The following is an 18,057-nucleotide window of genomic DNA, read 5'->3' as shown; positions in this document are numbered from 1 at the left end:
GGGGCCGGTGATCTCACCGGTGGGCCGGGGCAGGGATGCCGCTCAGTCTGGCTTCCGTCAACAGCGCGAGCGTTGACTCCGTGCCGGGTCGGTTCGGCCCCAGGGCAAGCAAGGCGCGCACGGCGGCCCGGTGGCGCGAGCCGGTCAGTGCGCGTAATCCCTCGTTGATGAGAACCGCCGACCAGTACATCGCACTGGAGACGCGACCATGCCGCTTGCGGTACAGGCGGGTCCTGTTGACCGCCGACAGTGCCCACAGTGCTGGTGAGGTCGTCTGGGCCCCTCCCTGGTGCACGACGACAGCGTCGTCGACGAGACGAAGGCAGAAGCCGGCGTCGCGTAGGCGCAGGCAGTAGTCGGTCTCCTCCGAGTAGAGGAAGAACCGCTCGTCCCACTCCCCGACAGCATCGATCGCCGATCGAGACAGGAACAGGGCGGCGCCCGTCGCCCAGTCGGCCACGGCACCGTCCGCGTACAGGCAGGGGTCTCCCACGATCTCGCCGAGTGGAGAGAACCGCGATGCCCAGGACCCACCGACAATCGCCTCAGCGAGTGCGCGCAGCACAGTCGGTTCGCGGCGCAGCGATCTGCGCAGGCTCCCGTCAGGGTCGAGGGTTCGCGGAACGGCGGCTCCGACGGAGGGCGAGAGCTCGAGGGCCTGTAGCAGCAGCCGCACGCTGCTCGGAGACGGGATGGTGTCCGGGTTGAGGACGTAGGTGGCTCTCCGAGCCGGGTGTGCACGCAGCGCGATGTTGATGCCTGCTGCGTAACCATCGTTGCCGCCCGCGGGGATGACCACCGCCCAAGGCGCAATCGCACGGATGACCGCCGAGGTGCCGTCGGTCGAGTCGTTGTCGATGAACACCACGCGGCAGCTGTCCACCCCGGACAATGCGGCTGGTAGCGCAGCGAGCAGTGCCTGGACAACGCTCGCACTGTTGTACGTCACACAGATGACGACGACGTCGGCTTGGCGTGACGGATCGACGACGAGCGTCTCCGGGGCGGCTATCCGGCTCACCACCGAGCGGGAAGTCCTACTAGTCGGCGCGCGCGCCTGCGCAGACTGATTGCCCGACGACGCCATCCCGAGTAGGTCCGAGGATCGAGCGATGCCGTCTGAAGCAGCAACGCACTCTGCTCGAGCTGTGCCGTCCACTGCGCGACCGTCGTCACCCCGTTCCTCTTGGCCGACAACGGCATGCGATCGAGAAGATCCGCATCGTCATGGATCAGGGTGTGCGGCGACCGCGGATCATCCATGTGGTCCTCGCGGATGAACGGGTAGTAGAAGCCGTTGACCGCACCCGCTCGAGCGAGCCGGATGCAGTACCCCGTGAACGACTCATCCGCGCCGAGCAGACCATGGCTCTTCACCAGCTCGTGTCGCATCAGGTAACCGCTGCCCTGGACCCACAGGTTGCGTAGCAGCGAGTGGCCGCCTGCAAACTCCTCAATCTTCTGGCTGGCCAGGTCGGGCCGGAACTCGTCGTCCCAGTGCCGCCAGCTGCCAATCACGCCGAATGCCGGGTTGTCCTGGTGAGCCGCACTGAGTGTGTCCAACCAGCCGTAGGACACCAGACAGTCGTCGTCGACCTTCGAGACGAATCGGGCTTGGGAGTTCTGCCAGAGCCAGTTCGTCGGCTCGCGAAGCCGCACGTTCTCCCGGCTGTGGTGATAGCGCGCCACGCGGTCGTCGTAGCGGTAGCGACGAAGGGCTTCGAGGGTTGCTTCGTCGTCCCCGTTGTGCCACAACCAGACGCGATCCTCGGGTCCCAAGGTCTCCAGGAGGCGGGGCAACGAGAGGTGCAGGTACCCGGCGCTGCGGTAGGTGATCATGAGGACGTCGGCTCGTCTTCCCACCTACCTCACCTCCCTCGTCCCGCGCGACCCAGGCGCCGGATCGCGCGTGAAGTCCAGCACCTCACGCATCTGGTTCCGGGATCGCTCCACCGTGGCCGTCGCGGTCCGCGCCAGGATGGCTCGTGTCTCCGTCCGTGCCTCGTAGCTCGCAAGCAACCGCTCCACCGCCTCATGGCCGCTGCGGACTCGCGCATCGATGACGTGTTCGCCCACGCCGCACGTCTCGAAGACTCCGAGGGTCTTGTCGCTGTAGGCGTAAGCAGCCGCAGGCGTGAGCGTGGACAGTGCGGCGATCGTCGCGTGCATGCGGGTGCCGACGAACCAGTCGAAGCGTGAGATGCACCATTTGAGCTCGGCGGCGTCGAGGGTGGGAGGGACGACGGTGGTGTGCTGCTTCATGTCGGCAGGCAGTCTCTCGAGCACCATCTCGATCGCGTCGATGTCGCTCTCACCGTGCCCTCCCGGTGCATGCACATGGGGCACCAGCACGACGTGGCTGTCGGCCTCGAGAAGAGCCCGGACCAGCGATGCCATCGTTGCGACGTAGTCGCCGACGATGTTGAACTGCGCGGCAGCGGTCGCATCGCGCAGTAGCCCGCTGACGTTGACTCCGGCGGTGGGCCGCCCATCCGCAGGGGCAAGCAGATCCATCGTGCGCGCGTTCGGTCGCCGTGGTTCCAAGGCGAACGCGACGTCCACGCCGTCGCGAAGGCGGGTCATGTCGGCATCGGGCCCGGCGAGCTCGCGCAGCTGCTCGAAGCTTCGAGGATCACGTGCGTAGGCCACTGTCGCGGAGCGAACGATTCGTTCCGCCAGACGACGAGCTCGAGGTGTGGTGAACGGACCGTAGGTCTGGGGCAGGAGCACGAGCGGACGTCCTGCGCGGAGCGCGGCGATCTTGGGCGCGGTGACGGTGTCCAGCCGTCCGGGACCGTAGAGGTCGGTGAAGCTGTCGCCAGCACTGAGGTCCAGGACCACATCGGCAGCACGAAACCTGTCTGCGACCGGATTGAGCCGTGGGAACGTGGCCTGGGCAAGTCGCACCTGCGCCCAGCTCTCGGGCCGGTGCCATCGACGGGAGCGACGCACCCCGACGAGCTCGCAGTGGATGGCGTCGTACCGGCCGCTCGTGTCGGGACGTACCCCCCAGCCGTCGTCGAGGATGCTCAACTGAGCGCCGGGTGCTTCTCGGTCGACTCCGTCTGCGACGGAGCGGGCGAGAGCCTCGACGCCCCGGTTGCCATTGCCGAGGGCCGCCCCCGCGAGAACGAGGCGTGGTCCGTCGGCAAGCAAGGTCTCAGCCGGCACGTCAGCTCCGGATCGCGATGATCGACTTGGTGACCCGGAGGAAACGCTCGCGTGCGATCTCGGACTCGGGGAAGTAGTGCCGCATCTCGGTCACGCTGATGAGCTCGGTCCACAGCGCGGCCGACGTCGCCCGTTCCAGGCTGGGGGAGGGCGAGTGTGCAAGCGGCCAGCGAGCAGCAATTCGAGCCTTCATGAACAGGGGTAGGAACTGCATGCCTGGGAAGAGCCAGTGCGGCTCGATGGGGAAGTAGCGGTACGGAGTCTGAACCCAGTGCCTCGGAGCCAGGGCGTGGACGGAATCGGCCAGCCGGGATCGGTTGGCGTGTCCTCCCACGTGCTCGAGAACGGAGTTGGAGAAGACGAGGTCGAAGGACGTCGATGCTCCAGCCGCAGCGAGCACCGGCACGGCCTCGCATGCGTCACCGCGAACCGCGACGATCGAGTCGCTCGCCGACTCGCCTGGTTCAGTGAGGTTGAGGACGGTCACGTGCGCTGGACGTACGGGAGCGCGCTCCCAAGCCTCCACCGTTCCGCCGAGGTCCACCACCCGCATCTCTGCCAGGTCCGGGAAGCGGTCGAGGGTCATCGACCAACGACCGGCTCTGAGGCGCGCGCCGAGCGAGTCCGGCCCCTCGACCACCGACCGACGCAAGGCTCGCGCGACGTTCACGGTCGACCGACCAACGGGTCGATGCGGTACACCTTCATGCTGTTCATCCGTTCCCCCGATTCGGATCGTTCACCGAGCGCCCCCTGGCCACCCGCCACGGACGTCACCCCCATCGTTCCGTGGACCCACGAGTGTGGTCACGTGCGCAGGGTCTTGTCGAGGCTCGACCCCGCTGGTCTAGGCATCGTGCTGTGTCGATCCGGTCTAGTCAGCTCCGGGGCTCGGTCGGTGCTGGGCGCATAATCAGGGAGCAGCGCGCGGCGGCAACGGCTGCGGGGACGGGGACGGGGACGCGGGTCGTCCGCCGTTGCGGCGGCCAGGTCCGCGAGGCGCGCGGGGAGTCTGCGAGGGGACGATGGCATGGATGTGTGGGGGATCACGCTTGCGACGCTGCGTCGTTGGTACGTCTTCCTGCCACTGGTGGGACTGACGGTCGTCGTTGCGATGAGCGTGGGGCGCGGCATGGAGCCGGAGTACGAGGTGACCGGCGCCGCGATGCTCGTCCCCGGTCCGGGTTCGGTCGAGGAAGAGGAGTCATGGGTCCCGAACCCGCTGGGTTCGATGGAGAGTGCGAACGTCGTCCTCGGGATCGTGGTGGGCGGGCCCGAGGCGCGCTCGAGCATCGAGGCTGCTGGACTCGATCCGGACTACGAGCTCGAGCCCGGTAGCCGGAGCGCACTCATGGACGTGACGGTGCGCGCGGACTCGCCCGAGGTGGGGATCAGCACGGGGAACGCAGTGTTCGACATGGTGGCGGACGAGCTCGAGGAGAGGCAGCGAGTAGCCGGCCTGCCCGGGTATGCCCGCTACCGCCTGCAGGTGCTGCAGCCGCCGTACGTCGAAGCGGCGGTGACGGACGGCAAGCTTCGGAACATGGCTGTGATCGGCGTTCTCGGCACCGCGCTGTCCTTGGTGACAGCGGTCTTCCTCGATGACCTCGTCGGGCTGGCCCGTCGACGCAGAAGGTCGACCAGGCGCGCTGCCGTGGCTCCGTCTTCGCCCGCAGCAGAGACGCCTCAACCGGCGACGGGACCAGAGGCCCCGGTGAAGCAGTCGGGCAAGGATGAGACGTCGATCGCGCCCAACCGGCCAGGGAACCTTGTCTCCCGGAGGTACGTCAGGGGCAGGGGACATCCATCCGCCGCAGGCCACGACCCGAGAGCCGGCAAGGCGCTCGCTGAGACGGTCACCGGCGATCCGTGATGGCTGTCACAGGTGGGTTGGCTCGGCCGCGACCGGGAGCAGCCGGATGGCGACCTGCGCTGCTGAAGGTCCCAGACCCGCTGGTTCGAGCGGCCGAGGAATGGCTCCCCATCGTGCTGAGAAGGCGCGCACTGCTGAGTACCGCCACTCTCCTCGTGGCCTTCTTGGCACTGCAGTTCCTCATCCCAGCCCGGCTGGTGATCAGCGGAATGGGTGCCGCAGGTCGTCCGTCCGCCGCGATCGGCTGTCTCCTGGCATTCCTGTGGGCGGTCTCGGCAGCGCGGCAGGGCCAGCTCCCGAGCGGTCACCAGCCGATCAGATGGGTCGTCGGGATCTTCGTGAGTGCGCAGCTCCTGGGCTACGTCGTCGGCTTCGACCGATTGCCTTCCCCAGCGGAGGCGAGCTCGGCGACACGCTGGCTGATCTTCGTCACATCGATTGCTGGCGTCATGCTGGCGGTCGCAGACGGAGTCAGGTCACGGATCGTGCTGGATCAGCTCCTGCGGTTCATGGTGTTCCTTGCCGCCACCATGTCGGTCGTGGGAGTCCTGCAGTTCCTGCGCATCGTGGATCTCTCCCAGAGGATCACCCTCCCGGGTCTGCAACTCAATTCATCGCTGATCGGCATCTCTGTTCGAGGGTCCGAGGACTTCGCGCGGGTCGCCGGCACTGCCACCCACTACATCGAGTTCGGCGTCGTGCTTGCCCTCGTGCTTCCTGTGGCGCTGCACTACGCGTTCTTCACGCCGCCAGGTCGCTCGAGGGTCTGGTCCTGGGCGATGGTGGCGCTGGTCGCCTTCGGGATCCCGTTGTCCATCTCCCGGTCAGCCACGCTGACCGTGGCCCTCACGTTCCTCCTGCTCGCAGTCGTGTGGCCGTGGCGTTTGCGCTACAACGCGTTCGTGGTGGCCCTTGTCGCGATCGTGGCGTTCAGGGCAGTCAACCCGGGTGTGCTGGGCACCATTCGGGCGTTGTTCGCGAACGCTGAGAACGACACCAGCGTGACAGACAGGATCGAACGGACGGGTTACGTGTTGAGCCTCTGGCAAGAACGCCCGTGGCTTGGCCGCGGGGCCGGGATGGTGACCCCCGAGGAGTACATCCTGCTGGACAACCAATGGTTCATGACGCTGCTTGCGGGCGGGGTCGTGGGTGTTCTGATCCTCGCGGGCTTCTTCGTCGTGCCGTATCTGATGGCTCGGAGCATCAGGTTGCGAGGTCAGGACGAGGAGACGCGACACTTGGGGCAAGCGCTTGCCGTGACCATGCCGGCTGCCGTGATGTCAGCCGGGACCTTCGACGCGTTCTCCTTCGCCACGTGGGTCGGCGTGATGAGCTTTCTGATCGGGGCTGTGGGCGCGTTGTGGCGACTCGACGGTGTGAGTGTCGCGCGAGAGATGCAGGTTCGTGCGCCTGAAGATCGTCACGTAGCCGCGCCTCTCTTCGCGGACGCCCGGCGACGGATCAAGGACGGGTGGAACGAAGCGTCGCCGGTAGGTCGCAGTGTGTCGAGCACCGTGGAGCAGGGCGGGCGGGCGACGTGACCATCGAGCATCCGACCCGCGTCTCGGTGATCATCCCGGTGCGTGACGACTCGCGGCTGTCGACCTGCCTGGCGGCGATTCAGCAGCAGACCTACCCGTCAGAGCTCGTCGAGGTGCTGATAGCCGACAACGGGAGCAACCCACCCGTGGTTGAGCCGGCTGAGGGCAATGTCCGGTGCGTGTGGGAACCGTCTGGAGGCTCCTATGCCGCACGCAACGCGGCGGTCCTCGCCAGCAGCAGCGAGGTCCTGGCTTTCACTGATGCCGACTGCCTGCCGACTGCGACATGGTTGGAGGAGGCAGTGAAGGCGATCGCGGCCGGAGCGGACGTGGTCGCGGGCCACGTCAGCGTGTACGCCCGCGACTGCCGCCGTCCCCATCCCGTCGAAGCCTACGAGCTGGTGCGTGCCTTTCCGCAGGAGACCTACGTCAGCCGCGGCGGCGCGTCCGTCACGGCAAACATGTGTACGACTCGAGCAGCGTTCGACGCTGCTGGGCCGTTCCGACCCGAGCTCTACTCCGGGGCCGACATCGAGTGGTCGCAGCGGGCGACGGCCCTCGGCATGCGCACCGTCTACTGCCCGACGTCCGTGGTCCACCACCCCGCTAGGGAGTCGTACGCGGCCCTCAGCAAGAAGCTCGAGAGGGTGATCACGGGGCGGTTCGAGCGCGACAAGCTCGACGGCGGTCCCGAGGTCGCTCCCTGGCCCGCGCCACGAGCTCTTGCGCCGCCGATCGGCGCCTTCGGTCGCGCGCGGGCCCCGGAGCTCGTCACACCGACTGCCCGGGTGGCCTACGTGATGGGAGAGTTCTTCAACCGGTACGCGGCTGCCTGGCACATGACGCGGTTGGCCCTGCGAACGAGGCGACCAGCGCGACACTGATCGACGTTGGGGGCCGACGGGCACCGCTAGGATGGCGCCGGACGACGCAGCAGTAGTCACCTGATGGGGGAGCGGGCTCGTGAGAATCGATGCGATGGTTCGACGCAAGCTCGGGCAGATGAAGCGCAAGCTGCTCGTGCCGACCGCCCGCCGCCTCGACGAGCGGCCCGACCTCGCTGGGTTCCAGATCGGCAGGTACTCCTGGGGGCACCTCACCATCGCGAACCGTCAAGCGGGCTGCATGCTCACGGTCGGCCAGTTCTGCTCGTTCGCGTTCGGCACCGAGGTGTTCCTGGGAGGCGAGCACCGGACGGACTTCGTCTCCACCTATCGTTTTGGCAGCTACCCACCCTTCGACGAGGTGTACGGCTCCGCGCACTCCAACAGCGCCGTCGCCCGAGGCGACCTGACCATCGGCAACGACGTGTGGATCGGGCACAGAGCGATGATCCTCTCGGGCGTCACGGTCGGGGACGGCGCCGTGATCGGCGCGGGCAGCGTCGTACGGCAGAACGTGCCGCCCTACGCGATCGTCGCGGGCAATCCTGCGAGGGTCTCCGGCTTCCGCTTCCGGCCGGAGCAGATCGAGGCGCTTCTCAGGATCAGGTGGTGGGACTGGGACGAGGACAAGATCGTGGCGGCCCTCGACCTCATGATGTCCGACGACATCCAGGAGTTCATCGACGCCTACGACGTCACCGACTGAGATCTCGAGGAGCCGAGGCCTCAGCCCATCGCGGTGGCTGAGCGTTTGCGCGTGATGAACGAGGTCAGGTTCTCGATGCTGTCGAGGTTGCTCGGCAGCGTCTCGTCATCCGCCACCGCGACCTGCATGTCGGTCTCGAGGAAGTCCACGATCTCGAGGACGCCCGTGGAGTCCACCAACCCGGACTCCAGGAGCGAGTCGTTCGCCCCGGGCAGTCTCGAGTCGTCCCCGAACAGGAAGTTCGTCACGATGAAGTCTCGTACCTGATCCATCACACCTTGGTTCACAACGCCATGCTCGCGGTTCTCGTGCATTCCGCAACCCCCATTTCAGCGATGACTGCCGACGATCGGCGACCTACGCTCCCGCGTAAGGATGACGCCCGGAGTGCGGCGCTGTACAGGGGGACGGATGGATCGGCCGAACGGCAATGCGAGTGATGCCTTGTTGTGCGAGGGGCGCCCGGACGACGTCGCCATCATCGATGCGACGGGCCGCCACACCTACCGGGACCTGCGTCGCGCGGTGGGCCACCAGACGAAGCTGCTGCTCTACTGGGACCTCCCTGCGGGCTCGCGGGTAGCCCTCCTCGGGGCCAACTCGATCTTCTGGGTCGCAAGCTACTTGGCCGTCATGCGCGCCGGCCACACGGCCGTACCGCTCGCGCCCGTGCTGACCTCCGACGACATCCGCAGCAAGATGGCGCACGCCGGCTGCGCGGCCCTGTTGATCGACGAGCGGTTGACGCGACGGTTCGCCACGGTGACGGGGTCTGTGGAGCGCACAGCGACGAGCTCGGCCATGCGCGAGCTGTTGGCAACGGATGCGGAGCGACCCCTTCCCGACGCGCGTCCGCCGGCAGAGTCGGCCGTGCTGGTGTTCACGTCGGGCACCACCAGCCGTCCACGAGCGGTCAGGGTCGGCCATGACAACGTGCTCGCCAACACGGCCTCGATCGTCGAGTACCTCGATCTGAGGCGTGACGACCGGATGCTCGTGGTCCTGCCGTTCTCCTACTGCTTCGGTGCGTCCTTGCTGCACACGCACCTCGCCGTCGGGGCCAGCCTGCGGATCTGCGAGACCCAGGCCTTCCCCGAGACCATCGTCGAGGCGATCGAGGCGGATCGCTGCACCGGCTTCGCCGGCGTGCCGTCGTCCTACCAGCTGCTCCTCCGAGCCAGCTCGTTCGAGTCCCGCGCCCTCCCTTCGCTGCGTCACCTGCAGCAGGCCGGTGGGCGGCTGCCAAGCGCGCAGGTGGACAGGGTCGTGGCGGCCCAGCCGCACGCCCGGCTGTTCCTAATGTACGGCCAGACCGAGGCCACGGCGCGGCTGGCGTACCTCCCGCCCGAGATGCTCGCCGCCAAGGCGGGTTCGGTCGGCCGGGCGATCCCGGGAGTGTCGCTCCGCATCGCCGACGAGCAGGGCCGCGACGTCGCCCCCGGGACGGTCGGAGAGATCCGCGCACGCGGCGCAAACGTCACCCTGGGCTACTGGGATGACCCGACCGGCACCGCCGAGAAGTACGTCGACGGGGAGCTGCTGACGGGAGACTTCGGCCGCATGGACGAGGACGGCTTCCTCCACGTGGTCGACCGCCGCGACGACTTCATCAAGTCCTGGGGCTATCGGGTCTCGAGCCACGAGGTCGAGGACGTCGCTCTCGAGCTCGGCGCCGTGGCGCAGGCGGCTGCGGTGGGTCGCCCCGACCCCGACGCAGGCGAGGCTGTGGTGCTCTTCGCCGCCCTGCGGCCCGGGGCCACGGTGGGCGTCGACGAGATCGAGGCGCACCTGCGGACCCGCCTCGCCAAGCACCTCGTCCCGCACGAGGTCCGGATCATCGACCACCTGCCACTCAACCAGAACGGCAAGGTGGTCAAGACCGAGCTTCGCGCCTGGGCGCGCTCGGATGGGGAGGCGCCGACCGACGGCGCAGAGCTCGTCCAGACAGGAGGACGTCATGGTTAAGGCAGTTGTCGCCGTCGTTGCTGCGCTGGGGATGCTCGCCACGGTCGGGCTGGGCGCAGTCGTGTGGGCCGATCGGGTGGACGGTGAGCCGTTCGAGGCGCCCGATGCCACGACGGCGGACCTCCAGGCCGTGGCAGGTAGCCGGGTCTTCTTCGGCCACAGGTCCGTCGGTTTCAACGTGCTCGACGGGCTCCCTGAGGTGTACGAGCGAGCTGGGGTCGATGCCCCGTCGATCGTGGAGTCTCGCGAAGCGCCAGAGGCTGAGGCCATCGTGCACGTCGAGATCGGGGAGAACGGCCGTCCGCTGGAGAAGATCGCGAACTTCGACCGCATCATGCGTGAGGGGATGGCGGAGCAGGTCGACGCCGCGGTCCTGAAGCTCTGCTACGTGGACCTGCGGGCTGGTGAGGCGGACGTCGACGAGATCTTCACGGCCTATCGCGACACCCTCGCTGCGTTGGCGCGCGACTACCCGGCGACGGCGTTCGTCGCGGCTACTGCCCCCCTCACGACCGAACGGGGACCGAAGGGCAAGCTCAAGGCGCTGTTCGGCAGAGGCGACCGGTACGGACCGGAGCACAACGTGCTCCGTCAGCGCTTCAACTCTCTCGTACGAGCGGAGTTCGACGAGCCCGGGCGCCTGTTCGACATAGCGGCGGTGCAGTCGACTGACCCGAGCGGCGAGCGCGTCGCGTTCTCGAGTCGCGGCGAGACGTACTACTCCCTGAGTGACGACTATGCGAAGGACCCCGGGCACCTCAACGCGCGAGGGGCTCAGGTCGCGGCCTCCGCATTCATCGCCGTCCTGGCTGACGCTCTCGCCTGAGCCGACGATGACATCCGAGGCGATCGCGCCCCACGGTCCTCGTCGGTGAGCGTCATCGGCGTCGGCATGGACGTTGCGGACACCCGCCGGTTCGACAGGCTCGTCCGTCGTGGACCGGGTGGCCTCTGGGCACACTGGTACACCGAGGCGGAGGTCCGGGAGTGCCTGGCGCACGACCAGCCGGCGACAGCGGCCGCGACTCGCTTCGCCGTCAAGGAGGCGTCCTACAAGGCGCTGGGAGCTCGCTTCGCACACGAGGTGAGGTGGCGCGACATCGAGGTGCTCGAGAGGGAGGCGGCCTGGCGCGTCGTCCTGCACGGCGAGATGGGCGTGGCAGCGGCCGCCGTGGGTCTCGCCTGGCTCCACGTCTCGACCTGCCGCACCGGCGGACGGGTCGTGGCGACCGTCATCGCCGAGACCGGGCCGGACTGATCGGCACCCCGTCATCAGAATCGGTGACGTCGGTTTCGGGCGCGCTCCGAGCGGTCGACCCGGGACCTACGGTGAGACTCTCACTGGTCCGGATTCTGGGGGTTGTTGATGCGTCACTACGAGGCACCTGAATTGCACGTCATCGGCACCGTCGTCGGCATGACCCAGGGGCAGGCCTTTCACCCCGGCAGCGACAACCTGGCCTGGGTCCCTGTCTTCGGACCGCTCTTCGGCGGAGACGACTACACGGGCCCGGGATTTGGATCCTGATGATGGTCGACGGTCCGTCGACCGTGCGGTTGCGCGACCGCGACCTCGTGATGCGAGAGATCGACGGTGAGGCGGTCCTCCTGGATCTTGCCGGCTCGACCTACCTCGCAGCCAACAGCACGGGCACGTTCCTGCTGCGGCTGCTCACGGAGTCGCAGGACCATCCGTCGCTCGTGTCGAGCCTGGTCCGCGAGTTCGGGATCAGCACGGCTCAGGCAGACGCAGACGCGAGCTCGTTCGTCGCTGCGCTCGCCGAGCAGGGGCTGTTGATCCACACGCGCATGGACGACGGAGGCTGAGCTCGACAGCAGGCTGGTCCGTCGCGCAGTGCAGGGACGCATCTCGTCGGGTACTGGTCAGCGACGAGCGTGCGCCTGCGTCTGAGCTACCGCATCCGGAGAGAGGGGGGCTGCGAGAAGATGAAACTGCACGAGGCGGCGTGTGTCGTCGACCGGACGCTCGGCGCCATCGCCACGAGCAAGCACGACCGTGTGGGATGACCTGAGCACGGCTGACCGCCCACGACCGTCCGACACGGTCGACCGACCGTCAGTCGTCGACTACTGCCGTCCCTCGCCCTTCGAGGTCGCCACGAGCTGGGTGCACGGGCTGACCTCCGTGCAGGCGCTGGACCCGCGTCGCGTCGAATCGCCACGCGCGGCGCTGGAGGCCCTCGTCCTGGCTGCACTCGAGCAGCCGCCGTGCTTCGTTGCCTTCTCCGGCGGCCGCGACTCCTCCGCGCTCCTGGCTGTCGCCACGCAGGTCGCCCGTCGAGATGGCCTGCCCGACCCCGTTCCGTTCACGGAGCTCTACCCCGGCGTGCCGGAGTCCGACGAGTCCGAGTGGCAGCATCTCGTGATGGCGCACCTGGGCCTTCGTGACTGGGTGCGGCTGTCGTTCCCTGCAGGCAACGACCTGCTCGGGTCTGCCGCGCAGGACTCGTTGCGGGCTCGAGGCCTGCTGTGGCCCGTCGCGCTGCACGCGAAGCCCGCGGTGCTCTCACAGCTCGGACGTGCCGGCTCGATCGTCACCGGCGAGGGAGGCGACGAGGTGCTCGGCCGACGTCGTGGCGCCCAGGTGAGCCGGCTCTGGCGACGCCCCGCACGCGCGTTGCGTGCGCACGACCTGCGCGCCGCCGGCTCCGCGGCAGCCCCTCGCTCCTACCGCAGCCGTCGCGCTCGGGCGCACCTCGAGAGCAGCAACATGCAGCCGTGGCTGCGCCCCGCCGCTCGGGAGCGGCACCACCGGCTGCTGGCTGCGGACATCGCCGCCGAGCCGCTCGGCGCTCCGCGATCGCTGGAGTGGCTGCTCACGCGGCGAGCCGCAGCGGTGGCCTCCCACAACTACGCGGTCCTCGCTGCCGAGCACGGGCTCGTGATGCACGAACCCTTGCTCGACCTTCGGTTCGTGGGAGCGCTCGCCCGCAGCGCCGGCACCTGGGGCTACGCCTCGCGCACCGAGGCGATGCGTGCACTCGTCGGCGACCTACTGCCGGATGTCGTCATCGCGAGGCGGACGAAGGCCTACTTCAACCGCGCCTTCATCGGCGCCGAGACCCGCGCATTCGCCGAGAGCTGGGACGGATCGGGGCTCGCTCCCGACCTGGTCGACGTCGACGTGCTCCGAGCGGAGTGGCTCTCGGACTTTCCTTCGGCGATCTCGACCCCACCGCTCCACGCGGCGTGGCTCGCCACCGTGCAACACCGAGAGGAGCCGTCGTGGTGAGCGGGGATGGATTCGCCGTCCACGGGGTGGGAGCGACCGACGTGGCAAGGACCGCAATCGCGCTGGTCGTCAGTGCGGTCGTCGAGATCGGTCTTCACACGGTACGGCTGCCGCGTCTGTCGCGGCTGCTCGGAGTCCCTCTCGACACGGTCGGCCCTCGCGAGCCCGACATCGCCGCTCCCGTCATCGTGCCGCGTCGCGCGCGGCGTCGGCTCGCCGCAGCCCGCCGGGCACTGAAGTACTGGCCCTTCGGCGACAGCTGCCTGCGCATGGCCCTGGTCGGGGGGTTCCTGGTCCGGGACCTCGACCCCGTCCTGCGGATCGGTGTCGCCAAGCACGACGGAGTGGTCAAGGCCCACGCATGGATCGAGATCGGCGGGCTCAGCATTGACCCCGGCGCCGCCGACTTCGCGCCTGTCGAGAGTGCTCGGTCGTGACGGGCACTGGTGGAGGGGCCGGCTTCGCGTGCCGCATCTACGGTCTCGACGTCATCTCCGACATCGACCTCCACGCCCGTCGCCCGCTGTCGGCGACCAGGCATGACGTGACCGTCCGGCTGGGGGAGACCATCCCTGCCACGCAGGAGGTGCCCGAGGGCGAGGTGATGGCGCAGTGGACGACGGCAGGAGACCTGACGGCACGCTTCGTACGCCGTGATGACGGCAGCCACCTGCTCCGCTTCGAGGGGACCTGCGACGTCGTCATCCCCGCGACCCTCGATCGCATCACGGTGAACATGGTCGACGGGGTCCCGGACGCAATGGCAGGGGTCCTCGTCGGCGGGACCGTCCTGTCCTGGCTGCTCATCCTGCGCGGCGAGCTGGTGCTGCACGCCAGCGCCGTCGACGTGGGCGGGCGGGCTCTCGGGTTCGTCGGGGCGTCGGGCATGGGCAAGTCCACGATGGCGACCCTCATGTGCCGCGACGGCGGCCTGCTCGTCACCGACGACGTCCTGGGGGTGACCCGGGACGCGACGGGTGTCCACCGTTGTGCCCTGGGCGCCACCGAGCTGCGGTTGCGCCAGGCCGCCTCCGGCCTGGTCGAGGACTTCGCCGAGGGCGGCTCGCACCGGGACACCGCCGACCAGCGCCGCGCCTTGACCGTCCCGGCCGCCACGGCGGACGACCTGCCGGTGACGGCACTGCTCGTCCCGCGGCCCCGCCGTGACAGCACGATGCTGACACTCACACGGGTGGCTCCGGCCGCGGCCACGCTGTGCCTGCTGGGTCTTCCGCGGATCCCCGGCATCCGTGACCATGACGTGCTCGCCGGCCAGCTCCTCCAGACGAGCGACCTCGCCGAGCGCGTACCCGTCCTCGTCGCCGACGTCCCGTGGGGGCCGCCGTTCGAGCCCGACCTCGCCGCCAGGCTCCTCGCCGAGCTCGACGGCGTTCTCGCCCCCCGCTCCCAAACCGAGGACATCGACCGCGACTTGGGTGCACGATGCTGAGCGTGGACGCGTCAGCCATCGACCGGGTGCTCGTCGAGCTCGCCGAGGTGCCGGTCGAGCCCGGCGACCCGGAGCTCGCGGCGCTCGCCCTCGCGGTCCACCTCGAGCTGGCGCTCGGCGTGACCGTTCCTGCCGACCAGCTCGACGCCGAGCACCTCGTGCCGCCTGCCGCGCGCGAGCGAACCGTACGCCGCCTGCTGGGTGACGCCTGATGTGCGGCATCGCGGGGATCCAGTCGCAGTCCGACCTGCCCGACACCGACCTGCTGCTGCGCATGATGACGGCGCTGAGCCACCGCGGCCCGGATGGCAGCGGCTACTACCGCGACGAGTCCGTGGCCCTCGGCCACACGCGGCTCGCGATCATCGATCCGGGCCTCGGCGTGCAGCCGATGTGCGGCGAGCGCGAGGACGTGTGGGTCACCTTCAACGGCGAGATCTTCAACTACGTCGAGCTCCGCGCCCAGCTCGCGGACCGCGGTCACGACTTCCGCACCCACAGCGACACCGAGGTCATCGTGCACGCGTGGGAGGAGTGGGGACCCGGCTGCTTCGAGCGCTTCAACGGCCAGTGGGCGCTCGCGATCTGGGACAGGCGGACCTCCGAGCTCGTGCTCTGCCGCGACCGGCTCGGCGTCCGTCCGCTCTACCACGCGTCGGCGGGGGATCGGCTGGTGTTCGCCTCCGAGGTCAAGGCGTTGTTCGCCGATCCGCAGGTGGTCCGCGGACTCGACCCGCTGGGCCTCGACCAGGTGTTCACCTTCTGGTCGGCCGTCGCCCCCCGCACCGTCTTCGCCGGCGTCTCACAGGTCCGTCCCGGAACCTACGTCGTGTGCCGCGACGGCGTCGTCGGTGAGCCGCAGACCTTCTGGCAGCCCACCTTCCCGGAGCGGGGTGGCGGGTCCTCGGACGACCTCGACGCCCACGCCGGGCAGTTGCGGGAGCGTCTCATCCACGCGACGCGGCTGCGCTTCGAGCGCAGCGACTTCCCCGTCGGGGCCTATCTCTCGGGCGGCATCGACTCGGCGGTGACGGCCGGCATCATCCGCGAGTTCACCGACGCCGACCTCCACACCTTCTCCCTCCGTTTCGCCGACGCCGAGTACGACGAGGGAGAGCACCAGGCGACGATGGCTCGGCGGCTCGGCACGAGCCACAGGGACGTGGTGGTGTCCCACCGCGACATCGGCGAGGTGTTCCCAGAGGTCGTTCGCCACGCCGAGACGCCCCTCCTGCGCACGGCGCCGGCCCCGATGTTCCTGCTGTCGCGCCTCGTGCGCGACTCCGGCTACAAGGTGGTCGTGACCGGCGAGGGTTCCGACGAGGTGCTGGCGGGCTATGACATCTTCCGCGAGGCCAGGGTGCGCGAGTTCTGGGCGCGTGACCCCGGGGCACCGCAGCGGGCCCGCGCGATCGAGCTGCTCTACCCGTGGTTGGGACGCAATCCCAACCAGGCGCCGGCGTTCGCCCGCGGGTTCTTCGGTCGCAACCTCGACCCGGCCGATCTCGCGCTCTCGCACCGGCCCCGGTGGGACAGCACGTCGTCCCTCAAGGCGATGCTGGCCGGAGGGTGGAGCGAGGGCGTGAGCGATGCCGCGGCCGACCTCGTCGGCCGGATGCCGGCGGAGGCATCCGGGTGGGACGGGCTGTCACGCGCCCAGTGGCTCGAGATGAGCACGCTGCTGCCCGGTTACATCCTCGCCTCGCAGGGTGACCGGATGCTCATGGCCAACTCGGTCGAGGGGCGGTTCCCGTTCCTCGACGCCGATGTCATTGAGCTCGCCGGGCGGCTGCCGGCGCGCCAGAAGATCCTCGGCCTCGATGAGAAGCACTTGCTCAAGCGAGCGTTCCGCGACCTCCTCCCTCCCGAGATCGTCGCGCGCCCCAAGCAGCCCTACCGAGCGCCGGACGCCTCGGGCTTCGTGGGTGTCGACGCCCCCGACTGGGTCGCGGACGTGACGTCGCCCGAGGCCGTGGACGCCGCCGGGGTCTTCAAACCGGTGGTGGTCCGGTCGCTGCTGGAGAAGGCGCGTCGGTCCCGCGGCAGGGCGCTCTCCCACACCGACAGCATGCGTGTGTCCGCGGTGCTGTCGGTCCAGCTGCTGCACGAACAGTTCATGGGCCACGGGCACGCTCGCGTGCTGGCTCGCCCGCCCCATCCCACAGCCGTATTCGACCTGGTGGACTCACAGAGGAGCACAGCATGGCGCTAGCGTTCGGACCCGAGGCCCTGGCCATCGACGCAGAGGCGGAGGTTGGCCGCGTCACGCAGATGCTGCGGGACTACCTGCGCCGCAACAAGCGCAAGGGCGCGGTCGTCGCGGTGTCGGGAGGCATCGACTCCAGCGTGGTCGCGGCACTGTGCGTACGCGCGCTCGGACCCGAGCGGGTGTTCGGACTGCACATGCCCGAGTCGGAGTCCGCGGACGAGACGCTGGGGCTCAGCACCGGCCTCACCGACGCACTCGGCATCGACTCGGTCCACGAGGACATCTCACCCATCCTCGAGGCGGCCGGGTGCTACAGACGACGCGACGACGCGATTCGCCGGGTCGTGCCTGACTACGGGCCAGACCACAAGTCGAAGATCGTCCTGCCGAGCGTCGTCGACTCTGATTCGCTGCGGCTCTACTCCGTGGTCGTGCAGGCGCCGGACGGCACCCAGACCATGCACCGCCTGACAGCCGAGGCCTACCTGGAGATCGTGGCGGCCACGAACTTCAAGCAGCGCACCCGCAAGATGCTGGAGTACTTCCACGCCGACCGCCTCAACTACGTCGTCGCCGGCACGCCCAACCGGCTCGAGTACGACCAGGGCTTCTTCGTGAAGCTGGGCGACGGTTCCGCCGACGTGAAGCCGATCGCCCACCTCTACAAGACCCAGGTCTACGCCCTGGCGGCGCACCTCGGCGTGCCGCAGGAGATCCAGGACCGCCCGTCGACGACGGACACCTACTCGCTGCCCCAGTCGCAGGAGGAGTTCTACTTCTCCCTGCCGTACCCGCGCATGGACCTCTGCCTCTACGCCCTCAACAACGGTGTGCCCACCGAGGAGGTCGCCGAGGCCACGGGCTTGAGTGTCGAGCAGGTCCAGCGTGTCTATCGCGACATCGAGCAGAAGCGTCGCACGACGGCCTACCTCCATGCGTCGCCCGCGCTGGTGGAGGAGGTGCGCGAGGTCGGGCACCCGTGACCGTGTCGGCCCGAGGGGT

20 protein-coding genes are annotated in these 18,057 nt (G+C 68.8%); 15 read left to right on the top strand and 5 right to left on the bottom strand.

Annotated elements, in window-relative coordinates; genetic code table 11:
- Window positions 1–13 precede the first annotated feature (13 nt).
- The 4 genes from IE200_RS14045 to IE200_RS14030 all read right to left on the bottom strand — a co-directional run bounded on the left by IE200_RS14045 (window position 14) and on the right by IE200_RS14030 (window position 3,757).
- The gene (locus tag IE200_RS14045) at window positions 14–1,021 is read right to left on the bottom strand and encodes a glycosyltransferase (protein ID WP_191280113.1); all 1,008 of its coding nucleotides are present in this window, start codon (window positions 1,019–1,021) and stop codon (window positions 14–16) included.
- On the bottom strand, window positions 1,018–1,839 hold the full coding sequence (locus IE200_RS14040; protein ID WP_191280112.1) for a glycosyltransferase: 822 nt from the start codon (window positions 1,837–1,839) through the stop codon (window positions 1,018–1,020). The genes IE200_RS14045 and IE200_RS14040 overlap by 4 nt, the downstream gene beginning before the upstream one ends.
- Before the next feature lie 24 nt (window positions 1,840–1,863).
- The gene (locus IE200_RS14035; RefSeq protein ID WP_191280111.1) at window positions 1,864–3,033 is read right to left on the bottom strand and encodes a polysaccharide pyruvyl transferase family protein; all 1,170 of its coding nucleotides are present in this window, start codon (window positions 3,031–3,033) and stop codon (window positions 1,864–1,866) included.
- Between the two features lie 139 nt (window positions 3,034–3,172).
- Complete coding sequence (locus tag IE200_RS14030) at window positions 3,173–3,757, bottom strand: class I SAM-dependent methyltransferase (RefSeq protein WP_229856549.1); 585 nt, start codon at window positions 3,755–3,757, stop codon at window positions 3,173–3,175.
- Between the two features lie 444 nt (window positions 3,758–4,201).
- Here IE200_RS14030 and IE200_RS14025 point away from each other — a divergent pair, with 444 nt between their 5' ends.
- The 4 genes from IE200_RS14025 (at window position 4,202) to IE200_RS21120 (ending at window position 8,178) form a co-directional block, all read left to right on the top strand.
- Window positions 4,202–5,044, top strand: coding sequence for a YveK family protein (locus IE200_RS14025; RefSeq protein ID WP_191280109.1), 843 nt, complete (start codon window positions 4,202–4,204; stop codon window positions 5,042–5,044).
- A gap of 155 nt (window positions 5,045–5,199) precedes the next feature.
- Complete coding sequence (locus IE200_RS14020) at window positions 5,200–6,588, top strand: O-antigen ligase family protein (RefSeq protein WP_229856547.1); 1,389 nt, start codon at window positions 5,200–5,202, stop codon at window positions 6,586–6,588.
- The gene (locus IE200_RS14015) at window positions 6,585–7,472 is read left to right on the top strand and encodes a glycosyltransferase (protein WP_191280107.1); all 888 of its coding nucleotides are present in this window, start codon (window positions 6,585–6,587) and stop codon (window positions 7,470–7,472) included. The genes IE200_RS14020 and IE200_RS14015 overlap by 4 nt, the downstream gene beginning before the upstream one ends.
- Window positions 7,473–7,566: 94 nt before the next feature.
- Complete coding sequence (locus IE200_RS21120; protein WP_191280106.1) at window positions 7,567–8,178, top strand: CatB-related O-acetyltransferase; 612 nt, start codon at window positions 7,567–7,569, stop codon at window positions 8,176–8,178.
- A gap of 20 nt (window positions 8,179–8,198) precedes the next feature.
- On the opposite strand, the gene IE200_RS14005 is transcribed toward IE200_RS21120, so the two are convergent.
- Window positions 8,199–8,492 carry an acyl carrier protein gene (locus tag IE200_RS14005; RefSeq protein WP_229856546.1) on the bottom strand — a complete coding sequence of 98 codons (294 nt, stop codon included), beginning with the start codon at window positions 8,490–8,492 and terminating at the stop codon, window positions 8,199–8,201.
- A gap of 133 nt (window positions 8,493–8,625) precedes the next feature.
- Between IE200_RS14005 and IE200_RS14000 the strand changes: the two genes are divergently transcribed.
- The 11 genes from IE200_RS14000 (at window position 8,626) to nadE (ending at window position 18,038) form a co-directional block, all read left to right on the top strand.
- Window positions 8,626–10,143 (top strand): class I adenylate-forming enzyme family protein, encoded by a 1,518-nt coding sequence (locus IE200_RS14000; RefSeq protein ID WP_229856544.1) that lies wholly within the window; start codon window positions 8,626–8,628, stop codon window positions 10,141–10,143.
- Window positions 10,136–10,969: a hypothetical protein gene (locus IE200_RS13995; RefSeq protein ID WP_191280104.1), complete on the top strand. Its 834-nt coding sequence runs from the start codon at window positions 10,136–10,138 to the stop codon at window positions 10,967–10,969. Before IE200_RS14000 ends, IE200_RS13995 begins: the two co-directional genes overlap by 8 nt.
- A 45-nt stretch (window positions 10,970–11,014) precedes the next feature.
- Entirely contained in the window at window positions 11,015–11,401 is a 387-nt protein-coding gene (locus IE200_RS13990) for a holo-ACP synthase (RefSeq protein ID WP_191280103.1), read from the top strand.
- Between the two features lie 108 nt (window positions 11,402–11,509).
- Window positions 11,510–11,671: a hypothetical protein gene (locus IE200_RS13985; RefSeq protein ID WP_191280102.1), complete on the top strand. Its 162-nt coding sequence runs from the start codon at window positions 11,510–11,512 to the stop codon at window positions 11,669–11,671.
- A complete protein-coding gene (locus tag IE200_RS13980) occupies window positions 11,671–11,970 on the top strand; it encodes a PqqD family protein (RefSeq protein ID WP_229856543.1) in 300 nt (99 codons plus the stop codon). The genes IE200_RS13985 and IE200_RS13980 overlap by 1 nt, the downstream gene beginning before the upstream one ends.
- A 190-nt stretch (window positions 11,971–12,160) precedes the next feature.
- Window positions 12,161–13,396 carry an asparagine synthase-related protein gene (locus tag IE200_RS13975; RefSeq protein ID WP_191280101.1) on the top strand — a complete coding sequence of 412 codons (1,236 nt, stop codon included), beginning with the start codon at window positions 12,161–12,163 and terminating at the stop codon, window positions 13,394–13,396.
- 41 nt (window positions 13,397–13,437) lie between these two features.
- Window positions 13,438–13,833 (top strand): lasso peptide biosynthesis B2 protein, encoded by a 396-nt coding sequence (locus tag IE200_RS13970; RefSeq protein WP_191280100.1) that lies wholly within the window; start codon window positions 13,438–13,440, stop codon window positions 13,831–13,833.
- Window positions 13,830–14,846 (top strand): phosphoenolpyruvate carboxykinase (ATP), encoded by a 1,017-nt coding sequence (locus tag IE200_RS13965; RefSeq protein ID WP_191280099.1) that lies wholly within the window; start codon window positions 13,830–13,832, stop codon window positions 14,844–14,846. The genes IE200_RS13970 and IE200_RS13965 overlap by 4 nt, the downstream gene beginning before the upstream one ends.
- A gap of 2 nt (window positions 14,847–14,848) precedes the next feature.
- A complete protein-coding gene (locus IE200_RS13960) occupies window positions 14,849–15,058 on the top strand; it encodes a hypothetical protein (RefSeq protein WP_191280098.1) in 210 nt (69 codons plus the stop codon).
- Window positions 15,058–17,058, top strand: coding sequence for an asparagine synthase (glutamine-hydrolyzing) (asnB, locus tag IE200_RS13955; RefSeq protein WP_191280097.1), 2,001 nt, complete (start codon window positions 15,058–15,060; stop codon window positions 17,056–17,058). The genes IE200_RS13960 and asnB overlap by 1 nt, the downstream gene beginning before the upstream one ends.
- Window positions 17,049–18,038, top strand: coding sequence for an NAD(+) synthase (gene nadE, locus IE200_RS13950; protein ID WP_191280096.1), 990 nt, complete (start codon window positions 17,049–17,051; stop codon window positions 18,036–18,038). Before asnB ends, nadE begins: the two co-directional genes overlap by 10 nt.
- The last annotated feature ends 19 nt before the right edge of the window (window positions 18,039–18,057 follow it).

The organism is Nocardioides flavus (ex Wang et al. 2016) (assembly GCF_014653115.1).
GTDB classification, from domain to species: domain Bacteria; phylum Actinomycetota; class Actinomycetes; order Propionibacteriales; family Nocardioidaceae; genus Nocardioides; species Nocardioides flavus.
The sequence above is the reverse complement of the archived record's forward strand: the minus strand, read 5'-3'. Positions and strand labels throughout refer to the sequence as shown.

What these genes read in the sequence shown, in the direction of transcription:
- IE200_RS14025 (WP_191280109.1), top strand. Translation starts at nt 4,202, where the DNA reads ATGGATGTGTGGGGGATCACGCTTGCGACGCTGCGTCGTTGGTACGTC.
- IE200_RS21120 (WP_191280106.1), top strand. Translation starts at nt 7,567, where the DNA reads ATGGTTCGACGCAAGCTCGGGCAGATGAAGCGCAAGCTGCTCGTGCCG.
- IE200_RS14030 (WP_229856549.1), bottom strand. Translation starts at nt 3,757, where the DNA reads ATGACCCTCGACCGCTTCCCGGACCTGGCAGAGATGCGGGTGGTGGAC.
- IE200_RS14040 (WP_191280112.1), bottom strand. Translation starts at nt 1,839, where the DNA reads ATGATCACCTACCGCAGCGCCGGGTACCTGCACCTCTCGTTGCCCCGC.
- asnB (WP_191280097.1), top strand. Translation starts at nt 15,058, where the DNA reads ATGTGCGGCATCGCGGGGATCCAGTCGCAGTCCGACCTGCCCGACACC.
- IE200_RS13985 (WP_191280102.1), top strand. Translation starts at nt 11,510, where the DNA reads ATGCGTCACTACGAGGCACCTGAATTGCACGTCATCGGCACCGTCGTC.
- IE200_RS14005 (WP_229856546.1), bottom strand. Translation starts at nt 8,492, where the DNA reads ATGCACGAGAACCGCGAGCATGGCGTTGTGAACCAAGGTGTGATGGAT.
- IE200_RS13980 (WP_229856543.1), top strand. Translation starts at nt 11,671, where the DNA reads ATGATGGTCGACGGTCCGTCGACCGTGCGGTTGCGCGACCGCGACCTC.
- IE200_RS13995 (WP_191280104.1), top strand. Translation starts at nt 10,136, where the DNA reads ATGGTTAAGGCAGTTGTCGCCGTCGTTGCTGCGCTGGGGATGCTCGCC.
- nadE (WP_191280096.1), top strand. Translation starts at nt 17,049, where the DNA reads ATGGCGCTAGCGTTCGGACCCGAGGCCCTGGCCATCGACGCAGAGGCG.